At 37.5% G+C, this 13,065-nt stretch carries 12 protein-coding genes; all 12 read right to left on the bottom strand.

Translation table 11 applies throughout. From position 1 onward, the window contains the following. Positions 1-8: 8 nt before the first annotated feature. Positions 9-884 (bottom strand): aldose 1-epimerase family protein, encoded by an 876-nt coding sequence (locus tag HMPREF2810_RS06570; protein WP_002408466.1) that lies wholly within the window; start codon positions 882-884, stop codon positions 9-11. A gap of 33 nt (positions 885-917) precedes the next feature. Next, a complete protein-coding gene (gene codY, locus HMPREF2810_RS06565; RefSeq protein ID WP_002408465.1) occupies positions 918-1,700 on the bottom strand; it encodes a GTP-sensing pleiotropic transcriptional regulator CodY in 783 nt (260 codons plus the stop codon). A 20-nt stretch (positions 1,701-1,720) separates the two neighbouring features. Next, complete coding sequence (hslU, locus tag HMPREF2810_RS06560; protein WP_002366731.1) at positions 1,721-3,124, bottom strand: ATP-dependent protease ATPase subunit HslU; 1,404 nt, start codon at positions 3,122-3,124, stop codon at positions 1,721-1,723. Between the two features lie 14 nt (positions 3,125-3,138). Continuing rightward, on the bottom strand, positions 3,139-3,687 hold the full coding sequence (gene hslV, locus HMPREF2810_RS06555; protein WP_002357489.1) for an HslVU peptidase proteolytic subunit: 549 nt from the start codon (positions 3,685-3,687) through the stop codon (positions 3,139-3,141). Between the two features lie 28 nt (positions 3,688-3,715). Beyond that, positions 3,716-4,615, bottom strand: a complete 900-nt coding sequence (gene xerC, locus HMPREF2810_RS06550) for a tyrosine recombinase XerC (RefSeq protein WP_002398307.1) — start codon at positions 4,613-4,615, stop codon at positions 3,716-3,718. 211 nt (positions 4,616-4,826) lie between these two features. After that, complete coding sequence (gene trmFO, locus HMPREF2810_RS06545) at positions 4,827-6,134, bottom strand: FADH(2)-oxidizing methylenetetrahydrofolate--tRNA-(uracil(54)-C(5))-methyltransferase TrmFO (protein ID WP_002357486.1); 1,308 nt, start codon at positions 6,132-6,134, stop codon at positions 4,827-4,829. A 107-nt stretch (positions 6,135-6,241) separates the two neighbouring features. Continuing rightward, a complete protein-coding gene (gene topA / locus HMPREF2810_RS06540; RefSeq protein ID WP_002357484.1) occupies positions 6,242-8,320 on the bottom strand; it encodes a type I DNA topoisomerase in 2,079 nt (692 codons plus the stop codon). Positions 8,321-8,504: 184 nt separating this feature from the next. Beyond that, positions 8,505-9,158 (bottom strand): CPBP family intramembrane glutamic endopeptidase, encoded by a 654-nt coding sequence (locus tag HMPREF2810_RS06535; RefSeq protein WP_010715228.1) that lies wholly within the window; start codon positions 9,156-9,158, stop codon positions 8,505-8,507. A 90-nt stretch (positions 9,159-9,248) separates the two neighbouring features. Beyond that, positions 9,249-10,112 (bottom strand): DNA-processing protein DprA, encoded by an 864-nt coding sequence (dprA, locus tag HMPREF2810_RS06530; protein WP_002393384.1) that lies wholly within the window; start codon positions 10,110-10,112, stop codon positions 9,249-9,251. 60 nt (positions 10,113-10,172) lie between these two features. Further along, positions 10,173-10,940, bottom strand: a complete 768-nt coding sequence (locus HMPREF2810_RS06525) for a ribonuclease HII (protein ID WP_002408462.1) — start codon at positions 10,938-10,940, stop codon at positions 10,173-10,175. A 1-nt stretch (position 10,941) separates the two neighbouring features. Next, on the bottom strand, positions 10,942-11,793 hold the full coding sequence (ylqF, locus tag HMPREF2810_RS06520) for a ribosome biogenesis GTPase YlqF (protein ID WP_002357480.1): 852 nt from the start codon (positions 11,791-11,793) through the stop codon (positions 10,942-10,944). Between the two features lie 276 nt (positions 11,794-12,069). Continuing rightward, positions 12,070-13,011, bottom strand: a complete 942-nt coding sequence (locus HMPREF2810_RS06515) for a 2-dehydropantoate 2-reductase (protein WP_010715229.1) — start codon at positions 13,009-13,011, stop codon at positions 12,070-12,072. Positions 13,012-13,065: the final 54 nt, after the last annotated feature.

Genomic DNA, 13,065 nt, shown 5'->3' with positions numbered 1-13,065 from the left:
CTTTTTCTTTATTTTACACTAATCATATACTGTGTTTTAAATAGTTCGTTAGCTGGTAACTTATTGATGCCAAATTTTTCAGCAAGTTGGCCAGTTGCGTCGACAGCATCAGCAATCCCGCACCAAGGTTCGATACAGACAAAAGGCGCTTCTTTCGGTGTCGGTGACCAAATCCCTACAAAAGGCATTTCTGGATAACTCAAAGTGACTTGATGGTCACTTTCGTCTGTGGCAATCGTAATTGCTGTTTGACCTTTTGTTTCAAAAATCATTGCATCATTTTCAAATAATTGATGCGTTAAGTCAAAGCTGGTATTCGTTTGGGCTAGCGTTTTATTCGCTAAATCAATAAACGGGCCTGCTAAGGGAATTTGTGTCCGTGATTTTTTAGGTGAAAAACTTAGATAATAATCTTCAAACGTTAGTGAAGATTCTAAAGGTACATTAAAGGCTGGATGACCACCAATCCCAAAATACATCTCTTCTTTCCCTGTATTTTCTACTTGGTAGTTTACAGTCAATTCTTGATGTTCTAATGTATAAGTAATCACTAGTTCAAAATCAAAAGGATACTTTTTCTTGGTTTCTTTTGTTGATTTTAGTGAAAAAGAAACTTCTTCTGCGCCTTTTTCGATCACATCAAATACTTGATCACGAGCAAAACCATGTTGAGTTAAATGATACGCTTGATTTTGGTACATATACGTATCTTCTTTTAGACGACCGACAATCGGAAAAAGTACGGGCGCATGGCGGGCCCAAAATTCAGGATTTCCTTGCCAAATATATTCAATGCCGGTTTCTTTTGATTGTAAACTTACTAATTCTGCTCCTTCTTCAGCAAATGTTGCGATTAGAAATTCATTTTCAATTTGTACAGTCATTGCGTTGTCCTCCTAGTTGATACGAGCAATTGCTTATTTTTCCAACTCTTTAATAAATTGTTGATTTAACACTTTTAAATAAGTCCCTTTCATACCAAGAGAACGTGATTCAATAATGCCAGCTGATTCTAATTTTCTTAAGGCATTCACAATTACGGAACGAGTAATGCCTATTTCATCTGCAATACTTGAAGCAGTTAAACGACCTTCTTCGCCATCTAAGGCTTCAAAAATGGCGTGGACGGCTTTTAATTCACTATAGGAAAGAGTGTTGATGGCCATTTGCACGGCAGTCGCACTGCGAACTTCTGCTTCAATTGTTCTGGATTGATGATACAAAATTTGCATGCCGACAACGGTCGCACTATATTCAGCTAACACTAAATCATCCTCGTTAAAGGATTTTTCAACACGCGCTAAAATAATCGTACCCAAGCGTTTGCCAGCACCGTACAAAGGTACAATAGTGGTTAAACCAAACGGATATAGCTCTCGTGATTCAAAAGGAAATGCAGTTAAATCACTATCTATTGGAATATTGGCTTCGGTTACTTTGAGCATATCCACGGCCTCGGTGTATCCTTGAGGAAATTTTTTCTCTTTAAACATATTTTTGATACGGGTATTATTAACATCTAATTTTTCAGTATACCCCAACAAATCCCCTGAACTGCTAATAATATACGCATTACTTTCTAAAATATCCCCTAAAATCATTGCCATTTTGTTGTACGGAAGTTCTGCTTGTACGTCAAACAGATTGTTTTTTTGCAAAAGCTCGTTCACTTGACGTGTTTTTTCTAATAATGTAGCCATCTTTTCTCCTCCAGCCTTTTTTATAAGATGTAACGACTTAAATCTTCATTTTGAACAATGTCATTCAATTTTTCATTGACATATGCTTCGGTAATCGTAATTTCACCCATTTGCATATCTGGTGCTTCATATAATAAATCTTCTAATAAACGCTCTAAAATTGTGTGTAAACGACGCGCCCCAATATTATCTGTATCACGGTTTACATCATAAGCGATGTGTGCTAACCGTTCAATTGCTTCTTTTGTAAAGATAACTGAAACATTTTCTGTGCCAATTAATGCTACATATTGTTTAATTAAAGCATTGTTTGGCTCGGTTAAGATACTTACGAAGTCATCCGCCGTTAAATCATCTAATTCAACTCGAATTGGGAAGCGACCTTGTAATTCTGGAATCAAGTCACTTGGTTTTGACAAGTGGAAAGCACCTGAAGCGATAAATAAAATGTGATCCGTTTGTAAAGGACCATACTTCGTGTTAACTTGGGAGCCTTCAACAATCGGTAAAATGTCTCTTTGCACTCCTTCACGAGAGACTTCGCCCGAATTTTGTTGGCTTTTAGAGGTGATTTTATCAATCTCATCGATAAAAATAATTCCGCTTGATTCAGCTAAACGAATCGCTTCACTATGAATATCAGCGTCATTGACAATTTTTGCTGATTCTTCTTTCACTAATAATTCTTGTGCTTCTTTCACCGTTACAGTACGTTCGATTTTTTTCTTTGGTGACAGAGCGCCTAACGTTTCATTTAAGTCGATGCCCATTTGTTCTAGGCCATTATTCATAGCTGGCATCGTTTTCTTCGGTTCTTCAATTTCAATTGTTACTTCACGATTATCTAATAGACCTTTTTCCAGCTGTTCCAAAATTGTTCGGCGATTCGCTCGAATATCTTCCGTTACTTCTTCTTGTGCTTCTTGCTGTTGCTGAGCCATGTTAAACATGTTCATCATTTGTTCAAATTGATTACCACCAGCCTGCTTTTGTTCTTTTTTAATTCCAGGCACTAATACTTTGACTAAACGTTGATTGGCTTTTTTCAACGCTTGCGCATACACGCGACTGTATTGTTGTTTTTCAACAATTTGGATCGCATTTTCTACTAAATCTCGAACCATTGATTCGACATCCCGACCAACATAGCCGACTTCTGTAAATTTGGTTGCTTCAACTTTTACAAAAGGCGCATTGACAATTTTTGCAAGACGACGAGCAATCTCAGTTTTACCAACACCTGTTGGTCCAATCATTAGTAAGTTTTTAGGCGTAATATCTTGTTGCATATTTTCTTCTAATTGCAAGCGACGATAGCGGTTACGTAAAGCTACCGCCACTGATTTTTTGGCAGCTTGCTGTCCAACAATATATTGATCTAGTTCTTTGACTATTTCTTTTGGTGTTTTGTTTAATTCATTCATGGATTTTCCCTCGCTTATAATTCTTCTACAATGATATTATGATTCGTAAATACACAGATATCTGCAGCAATATTTAAGGCATTTTTAGCAATCTCTTTCGCTGGCATTTCTTTATCGCCAAAGTTTTTCATGGCTCTTGCAGCGGACAAAGCAAAATTACCGCCAGAACCAATTGCTAAAATACCATCGTCTGGTGTGATGACTTCCCCAGTTCCTGAAACTAAGAGCATTTCTTCCTTATTCATCACAATCAGCATAGCCTCTAATTTTTGCATAGACTGTTGTGTCCGCCACTCTTGGGCTAACTCAACCGCAGCTCTCGTTAAGTTTCCGTTGTATTCATTTAATTTTCCTTCAAACTTTTCTTCTAATGTAAAGGCATCTGCCACACTTCCTGCAAAACCGACAACGACTTCATCATTGTAAATACGGCGCACTTTTTTGGCTGTACCTTTCATAACGACAGATTCGCCCATTGTTACTTGGCCGTCACCAGCCATTGCAAATTTTCCATCTTTTTCGACTGCACAAATTGTTGTAGAGTGAAATTGTGATTCAACCATTATTGTTCCTCCTAGACGTTTCCCTCCATTATGCACGAGGATGAAACGTTCGATAATTTTTTTGTAAACTTTCTTTTGTCACATGCGCATATATCTGAGTTGTTGATAAATTAGCATGTCCTAATAATTCTTGAACTGTCCGCATATCGGCGCCATTATTTAATAAATGTGTCGCAAATGTATGGCGTAACATGTGGGGATGAATTTCCGCATTTAATGAACTTTTTTTAATTAGTTGGTTTAAGACATATTCAATCCCTGTTGGCGTGATTTGTTCACCATGATGATTAACAAAGACATACGGATGTTTTTTTTGATATTTTGTCATTAATAGCGCGCGGCCATTCTCTAAGTAATCCTTTAAGGCGTCTTGTGCAAATGAACCAAAAGGCACATAGCGGTCTTTATTTCCTTTTCCGTGAACCAATAAAACAGAAGCTTGAAAGTCAACTGCGTCCACCGTTAAGTTCGCACATTCACTGACCCGAATGCCAGTCCCATACAGAACTTCTAGCAACGCTTGATTTCTCAAATCAAGAGGTTGCTCACCTTGTGCGCTCTCAAATAATGCATCCATTTCTTTTTCATAAAAAAAACGGGGCAACCGTAACTGTTTCTTTTTCATATGAACATAGGAAAAAGGATTTTCTTGGATTGCTTCATTTTTTAATAAGAATTGATAAAAAGAACGCAGACTGGCAATTTTTCGACTAATCGAATTGCGGCTATATTCCTGATCGTATAATTCGCTCAAATAAGCCCGAACATCCAAATGTTCCACAGTCAAATAATTGTCACTACCTGAAGTCTTTAAAAACGAAAAAAAATGTTGTATATCTTCTTGATATGCTTTTTTTGTTTTTTCTGAATAGCCTCTTTCGACAATAAGATAACGAGCAAATAACTCAGGCCAATTCTTTTCTTCCATGTGATAGCCCTCCTCATTCGATTACAAAGTAACTTTAGCATAACCTTTTTCAAAAGACAATTAAGTTGTCAGAATTTAATCAATATTTCTAAATATGTTCACAATTTTAACTATTCTTTAGCTTTTGTTATTTTTTTCTAAAAATTAAAAGACTGAGTATCATCGCATTTCTTAGCAATGATGCTCAGTCTTTTCTCATATTTTTTCTAATTTAGTCTAAAGATTGGATAACTTGAGCTTGGACATCTAAGGCCCGATTAGCAATTGCTTCATAGCGTTCTTTTTTGTCACGAATTCGTTCAGGTAACTCTGGGAAAAGCCCAAAGTTTGCATTCATTGGTTGGAAATGTTTGCCTTCTGCATGTGTAATATAATAAGCCATACTTCCTAAAGTCGTTTCGCGAGGGAATTCAATCGGCTCTTCCCCTTTGGCAAGACGAGCTGCGTTAATACCTGCAAGTAAACCACTTGCCGCGCTTTCAACATATCCTTCAACACCAGTCATTTGTCCAGCAAAAAACAGATCGTCACGTTTTTTTGATTGGTAGGTTGGTTTTAGCAACTCTGGAGAATTCATAAAACTATTACGATGCATGACGCCATAGCGAACAAATTCAGCATTTTCTAATCCCGGAATCATACGGAATACTCGTTTTTGTTCGCCCCATTTTAAATGCGTTTGGAAACCAACAATATTGTATAAAGAAGCTGCAGCATTGTCTTGACGTAATTGAATTACAGCATAAGGGCGTTTACCTGTTTTAGGGTCTTCTAGTCCGACAGGTTTCATCGGGCCAAACAACATGGTTTTAATGCCACGTTGCGCCATTACTTCGATAGGCATACAGCCTTCGAAAAACTTCTCTTTTTCAAACGTGCGTAAAGGAACCACTTCTGCATTGACTAGTGCTTCATGAAAAGCATTGAATTCTTCTTCAGTCATCGGACAGTTTAAGTAAGCCGCTTCGCCCTTGTTATAACGAGATTTTAAATAAACTTTATCCATGTCAATTGTTGATTTATCAATAATTGGTGCTGCTGCATCGTAAAAATAAAAGCCTTCAGAACCATTAAATTCTTGAATTTTTTGTGATAAGCTTTCAGAAGTTAAGGGACCAGTTGCAATAATTACAATCCCTTCTGGAATATCGGTGATCTCTTCATTTTTGATTGTAATTAATGGATGACTTTTAATTTTTTCAGTGATTGTTTCAGAAAAAGAATCACGGTCAACTGCTAAGGCGCCGCCAGCTGGTACAGCGGTTTGATCTGCACTACCAATAATGATTGAATTTAAACGGCGCATTTCTTCTTTCAAAACACCTACCGCATTGGTTAAACTATTTCCACGTAATGAATTAGAACAAACTAACTCTGCAAAATTTTCTGTTTGATGCGCTGGTGTCTTTTTGACAGGGCGCATTTCATATAAATCAACTGGTACGCCAGCATTGGCCACTTGCCATGCCGCTTCACTTCCGGCTAAACCGGCACCAATAATTGTGACTTTTTTTGTCATGTATAAAAATTCCTTTCTATGTCAAGAAGTTAAGAGCTGTCTCTTACAAACTCAATTCATTTTACTAAAAGAGAAGACCGAAGTAAATTCTTCGGTCTCAATTTTTCTTATTTTTGGACGTTTTCTTCATAATCGCCATTGATACAAACGACTTGTTTGCCGCCTTTAACTTTTTTCTCTACTAAATATTGCCCACATTTTGGACATGGTCGGCCAACTGGTTTGTCCCAAGAAGTGAAGTCACACTCTGGGTACCGACTACAGCCATAGAAAATCCGATTTTTCTTTGATTTCCGTTCAATAACTTGTCCTTCGTGACACACAGGACAAGTCACGCCAATTTCTTTGACAATCGCTTTTGTATTCCGACAATCTGGGAAATTACTACATGCATAAAATTTCCCGTAGCGACCCAGCTTAATCACCATTGGATGTCCACATAGTTCGCAGTCAAAACCTGCTGGTTCATCTTTAATTTGGATTTTTTCAATCTTTTCTTCGGCATTTGTTAATTCTTTTTCGAAGGGCTTGTAGAAACGATCGACAACTTCAACCCATTTTTCTTGACCTTCACCGACTTTATCTAAGTCCGTTTCCATTGTCGCTGTAAAATGTGTATCGACAATTTGTGGGAAAAACTCTGAAACTAGGGAATTCACAATTTCACCTAATTCCGTTGGTTCAAACCGTTTATTCGTTAGCTTCACGTAATAACGCCGTTGAATGGTTTCTAATGTTGGCGCATATGTTGATGGTCGGCCCACACCATTTTCTTCTAAAGTCCGGATTAACGTGGCTTCACTAAAACGAGCCGGTGGTTGAGTAAAGTGTTGTTTCGGTTCGATATCGACCGATTTAACAACGTCACCTTCCACTAATTCAGGTAAAATATTTTCCTTGTCTTCTTTACCATCATCGCGTCCTTCAACATATACTTGCATAAACCCTTTAAATTTCACTTTAGAGCCATTGGCAATAAACGTTACGCCGTTTTGTTGAAGCGTGACCTTCATGGTATCTAAAATCGCTGGTGTCATTTGACTAGCAACAAAGCGCGACCAAATAAGAGTATATAATTTTAATTGATCTTTATCTAAATACTTCTTCATTTCATCAGGTGTTCTTAAAACGCTTGACGGACGAACCGCTTCATGGGCATCTTGTGCACCTTGCGTATTTTTTGCTTTGCGACCGCCATGTGCTGAGAACTCATCTCCGTAGGTCTTTTCAATGAATTCAGCAGCTTCTGCTTTGGCGGAATCGGCAATTCTGGTTGAGTCTGTACGCATGTAGGTAATCAGCCCCACAGTGCCTTGTTTCCCTAAAGCAATTCCCTCATACAATTGTTGCGCAACCATCATGGTTTTACGGGTACGGAAATTTAATTTACGTGCCGCTTCTTGTTGTAAACTACTGGTTGTAAAAGGTAATGCAGGATTACGTTTCCGTTCTTTTTTCTCAACTTTTGTAACATCGTAATCTTTACCGTCAATCCGAGAAGTGATTTCTTTCACCGCTTCTGCATTTGGTAATTTTTTCTTTTTACCATCTACGCCCCAGAAATTTGCTTTGAATTTCTTGCGACCTTTTTGGAAATTCCCATCAATGCTCCAATATTCTTCAGGTTTAAATTCTCGAATTTCATTTTCTCGATCAATAATCATTTTTAAAGCAACAGATTGCACACGACCAGCACTCAAGCCTTTTTTGACTTTACGCCATAAAATAGGACTAATCGAGTATCCGACTAAACGGTCTAAAATGCGCCGTGCTTGTTGTGCATCAACTAAATCAACGTTGATGGTTCTAGGTTCTTTAAATGCCGCTTTTACCGCTTCTTTAGTGATCTCATTGAATACCACACGGTTTTTATCTTTTAAATCAAGGCCAAGAAGATAAGCTAAATGCCAAGCAATTGCTTCACCTTCTCGGTCCGGATCGGCTGCGAGATAGACTTTTTCAGCTTTTTTTGCAGCCGCTTTTAAACTTTTGATGACATCGCCTTTTCCGCGAATCGAAATATAATGAGGTTCATAATTATTTTCAATATCAATCCCCATTTTACTTTTTGGTAAATCGCGAATGTGACCAACACTGGCAACCACCTTGTAGTTTCTTCCTAGATATTTTTCAATTGTTTTGGCTTTGGCAGGTGATTCTACAATCACGAGATACTTATAGGCCATTCAATTAGCTCCTTTCGCGTTCGCTTTCCTACTATATAATATATGTAAAAAACGCACAAATCGTAATACATCATATGCTATATAGAATAGGTTTGTCAAGACTAGGCTTTCTAACATTTCTGTCATTTCTGTTTGACTGTCCGAATTTATAAATAAAAAATGCCTATGATTTATAGATTTTATCCTAAAGCATTAAAATACCCAAAACATTCCAAATAAAATGAGTCAAGACAGCAGCTTCAAAGCGACCCGTGCGTAGATAGACCCAACTTAACGCTAAACCCATGCCCCAATAAATAATAAAACTACCTATATCTGTGGGCGTGTGCACAAGTGCAAATAAAATAGAAGAAACGAGTATGCCTATTTTTGAAGCTGGCTTGAAAAACGCTTGAATCCCGACACGAAAAATTCCCTCTTCAAAAATTGGTCCAATCACACCTGCAAAAATAAGTATAAGCCCTTTAGGAATGGCTTGGACAATTTCTTCAACACTTTGTTGGTTAGAGGTCGTCTCTAATCCTTCCAGACGTAATAATAAATCACCAAATATTCCCACACAAAAGATTATCACCAAACCTAACAAGACCACTGGCAAGGTTTCTTTGATTCCTAAAAAAGTCCAAGTTATGAGCTTTTTCTTTTTCAAAAAAGCAACAAATAGATAGACGAAATAGGCACCAAGTCCAACAGCCACTAATCCACTAACAAAGCGAAACCAAAAATTTTCTGTAGAAAATTGAACAACTGAGACCATCATCAAAGGAATTTGATCCAAAATCAAAAAGCCCAGTAGCTGCATACCAAACAACCATCTTTTTCTAACAACCGTTTCCATTTAGACACTCCTAACTACCAACCAAAAGATTAAAATCTGATTAAATAGTACCGAAGTGAACGTAGGTTGTCAATTCACAATTAGTAAAAGTCACAATTCTTCACAAATATCATCAATTGTCTGAACACATTTAGCGCCGTCCTGAATTAATTCATGGCAGCCTGTTGAAAAAGACTGGAAAATACTTCCCGGTACGGCAAATACCTCGCGCCCGTAATCCATCGCCGCTTGTGCAGTAATTAAAGAGCCACTATTCTTACGAGCTTCCATCACGCAGACCCCTAAAGATAATCCAGCAATAATGCGATTACGTGCAGGAAAATGATATTTTTTCGGCCCACTTCCATTCACATATTCTGTTAAAACAAGCTGATTCTGCTTCATAGTTTGCTGTAATTCTTTCTTTTCATACGGATAATATACATCTAATCCAGTGCCTAAAATTCCAATTGTCTGACCCCCGCTCTGGATGGCCATCTCATGGCTACGACTATCGATACCTTTGGCAAGACCGCTGACGATTGTGAACCCTTCTTTGACTATTTTAGGAACCAGAGCTTCAGTCACTCTTAACCCATACGAAGTGGCATAGCGAGCGCCGACGATGCCAATTTTCCTTCTGCTTAACAATTGTAAATTTCCTCTATAAAAAAGAATTGCTGGTGGATTATAAATTTCTCGTAATAATTTAGGATAGACGGCATCTAAAATTGTCATAAATTGGTGTTGGCATTGTCGTATATATAACGCTTCACTATGAATCGTATGGTGTAACCAAGATTGTTCAAATAATTCACGATATTTCTTGATTTCAGCAATTCTAATAATTTCTGTACTGGAAAAATCAACACGCTTTTGTGCGATAGCTTCTTGTAATACTTTTAAGATACCTAAATTGCCAATTCCTTGGCATACCGCTAATTTAAATAATAATTGTCGTTGTAAAATTTCCAACAAAAAACACCTCTTTCACATCTTCTTAAAATAAGAATACGTAAAAAAAGTGTTTTATTTTTAAATCATATCTTTTATTGGCGCAAAAGTACGTCGATGAATGGGTGTTACACCGTATTTTTCTAACCCGAGAAGATGTTCTTTTGTTCCATAGCCTGCATTGTTTTTAAATCCGTATCCAGGATATAATTCATCATATTCTTCCATTAATCGATCTCTTGTTACTTTTGCAATAATACTGGCTGCTGCAATTGAAATGGAGCGTGCATCCCCTTTAATCAAACTTTCTTGTGGTTGGGGAACGTCTAACTGCATTGCATCAATTAATAAATAATCTGGTGTAAAAGCTAAATCGTCAATTGCCATTTTCATCGCTTGTTTAGTTGCTTGATAAATATTAATCTGATCAATGACTCCTTGATCAGCGATACCTAACCCGATAGCGACAGCCTGTTCTTGAATCTGGTTATATAACGTTTCCCGTTTTTTAGCAGATAGCTTTTTTGAATCATTTAAGCCTAATAATTGACAATCCTTCGGTAAAATAACTGCAGCTGTCACAACAGGACCAGCTAATGGTCCGCGGCCTACTTCATCAATTCCCGCAATTAAACGATGGCCTTTTTTATAGGCCGCTTCCTCAAATTGACTCATTTCTTTAAAAAGTTGCCACTCTTGTTCTTTGGCTAACTGGCGACGTTCCCATTGTTTGATCGCTTGTTGCACTCCTGAACGTTCATCTTCTCGCCAGCTTGCTAATCGTTCATCGGTTGCATCAGTGACAGTTAACAACGCTTCTTTGATTGCCTGAATCGACTCTTTTGCCATGTTATTCGTCTCCTAGTTCTTCCCAGCGGTCCAAAGTATACGTACCTAATTTTCCACTGCGAATTTCTAAAATAATCATTTCGCTGGCTCGATTATAATCATCTCTAAAACCACGTTTTTGGCTAATTAACATCAACTGTTCTGGGGCAGGTAAAAATAGCTCTTCCTCTGTTAAACCATATCGTTCCGTCAAACGTTGCGGATAAAAACGTGCAAAAAATTCTAATCCATAAATCGCCAAATCATCTAGATGCAATAATTGATCTTTTATAGCGCCAGTTAAAGCTAATTTTTTCCCAATTTCTTCATCTTCAAATTTTGGCCAGAGAATCCCTGGTGTATCCAGTAATTCCAATTGGGAACCAGATCGTAACCATTGTTGTCCTTTTGTCACGCCTGGCTTGTTCCCAGTTTGCGCAATTTTTTTTCCGACTAAACGGTTCATTAAGGTTGACTTACCAACATTGGGGATCCCAATACACATTGCGCGAATCGCACGCGGTTTCAAACCTTTCGCCTGTTCACGAGCCAATTTTTCTTTTAACGCTTCCTTGGCTGCTGGCACAATTTTATTGATTCCTTTATTTTGTTGGGCATTGATAACTAGGGTTTGGTACCCTTTCTTTTGAAAGTAATGTTGCCATTTTTTATTTTGGTCATTATCTGCTAAGTCCCCTTTATTTAAAAGGACTAATCGTGGTTTTTGTTGGACAATTTGGTCCATCATTGGGTTACGAGAAGAAAGCGGTAACCGCGCATCAACTAGTTCAAATACAATATCGACATATTTGATTTTTTCAGAAACTTCTCTTCTTGCTTTGGCCATATGGCCGGGAAACCATTGAATGGTCATAATCTGTTCAAATCCCTTCTTTAACACATTGTTTCTTTGATTAAATTCTTCAACGAGTCCTGTGTCCCGCGTAGATTCTTGCGAAAAAAACACCTTCTCTAGTTTAACATATTTTTCACGGATTTGATTTATTTTCTGCAGTGTTCTTTAAAAAACAAAAAAGCTGAAACAAACTCACTTTGGATTTTGTCTCAGACTTATACACTGGCAAAGTATAGAAAGAAGTAGGTCAAGCTCTTCTCAAGACCGACTCAAGAGTATTTCTGTTTTTACTTGTTATTTAGCATGAAGTAAATTTTCTTTACAATGAATTAACTCTGTTAAAAACTGACAGTACGGTGTAGCAATCCCATAAGCTTTCCCTTTGCGAACAATTGCTCCATTGATATAATCAATTTCGGTTAAACGATGATTGGTTATTAAGTCCTGATACATCGATGGATGGTGCAAACCAATTGTTTCTCGATTATAACACGAGCGGATTTGTTGAAGAACTGCTTGTTTATCTAACGTAACTTGTTCCACTTCAGCGACTGCTAAAAATTCATTAACTATTTGTTGAACAATTTGATCTGCTTGCTCTGTTTCGCCAAAGTCTGCCATATTACAATCCAACAAAGTACATAAACCATTCATTGTTCCATTCACACAGGCCTTCTTATAAATGGATGATAAAATATTCTCAGAATAACGTGCATTTAAGCCAGCGTTATTTAATACCTTAATGACTGCTTCCGCTGCTTGTTCACTTTGCGCCCCTAAATTTTGTAAATCAATCGAACCATTACCAAATAATTTTACTTTGCCCGGTCCTTCTAACCCAGCGGTCCACATTGTGTTTCCTAATAAAATATTTTCGTAAGGCACGTATTTTTTGATAAGATCTTCGTGCCCAATTCCATTTAACAAGCATAAAACTTTCGTATTTTTATTAAGGAAATGTTCTAATGCTTCAAGCATTCCTTCCAGTTGCATTGCTTTTGTAAATAGGATAACTAAGTCTGCTGTAAAATCGATGCTTGCTACTTCTGTCTGAGGATAGATAGGAATTTTAGCGGTCACCACTTCGCCATTAAAATCAGCAACTAACCCGTTTTTTCTTATTGCTTCAATATGTTCTGGCCAACCATCAACAAAAATAACGTCATTTCCTGCTTGATGTAACATTAGTCCAAAACGACTGCCCATAGCGCCAGCACCTGCGATAATAATCTTCATTTCTTTTCCTCCGTTCAATTTTTTATTTTTAGGTAAAAATCTGCTAAGAAAATC

Origin of the sequence: Enterococcus sp. HMSC078F03 (assembly GCF_001811595.1) — a bacterium.
Taxonomy (GTDB): domain Bacteria; phylum Bacillota; class Bacilli; order Lactobacillales; family Enterococcaceae; genus Enterococcus; species Enterococcus faecalis.
The sequence above is the reverse complement of the archived record's forward strand: the minus strand, read 5'-3'. Positions and strand labels throughout refer to the sequence as shown.

Coding starts and splice junctions, on each gene's coding strand:
- HMPREF2810_RS06570 (WP_002408466.1), bottom strand. CDS start 884: ATGACTGTACAAATTGAAAATGAATTTCTAATCGCAACATTTGCTGAA.
- codY (WP_002408465.1), bottom strand. CDS start 1,700: ATGGCTACATTATTAGAAAAAACACGTCAAGTGAACGAGCTTTTGCAA.
- hslU (WP_002366731.1), bottom strand. CDS start 3,124: ATGAATGAATTAAACAAAACACCAAAAGAAATAGTCAAAGAACTAGAT.
- hslV (WP_002357489.1), bottom strand. CDS start 3,687: ATGGTTGAATCACAATTTCACTCTACAACAATTTGTGCAGTCGAAAAA.
- xerC (WP_002398307.1), bottom strand. CDS start 4,615: ATGGAAGAAAAGAATTGGCCTGAGTTATTTGCTCGTTATCTTATTGTC.
- trmFO (WP_002357486.1), bottom strand. CDS start 6,134: ATGACAAAAAAAGTCACAATTATTGGTGCCGGTTTAGCCGGAAGTGAA.
- topA (WP_002357484.1), bottom strand. CDS start 8,320: ATGGCCTATAAGTATCTCGTGATTGTAGAATCACCTGCCAAAGCCAAA.
- HMPREF2810_RS06535 (WP_010715228.1), bottom strand. CDS start 9,158: ATGGAAACGGTTGTTAGAAAAAGATGGTTGTTTGGTATGCAGCTACTG.
- HMPREF2810_RS06525 (WP_002408462.1), bottom strand. CDS start 10,940: ATGGCAAAAGAGTCGATTCAGGCAATCAAAGAAGCGTTGTTAACTGTC.
- ylqF (WP_002357480.1), bottom strand. CDS start 11,793: ATGACCATTCAATGGTTTCCCGGCCATATGGCCAAAGCAAGAAGAGAA.
- HMPREF2810_RS06515 (WP_010715229.1), bottom strand. CDS start 13,011: ATGAAGATTATTATCGCAGGTGCTGGCGCTATGGGCAGTCGTTTTGGA.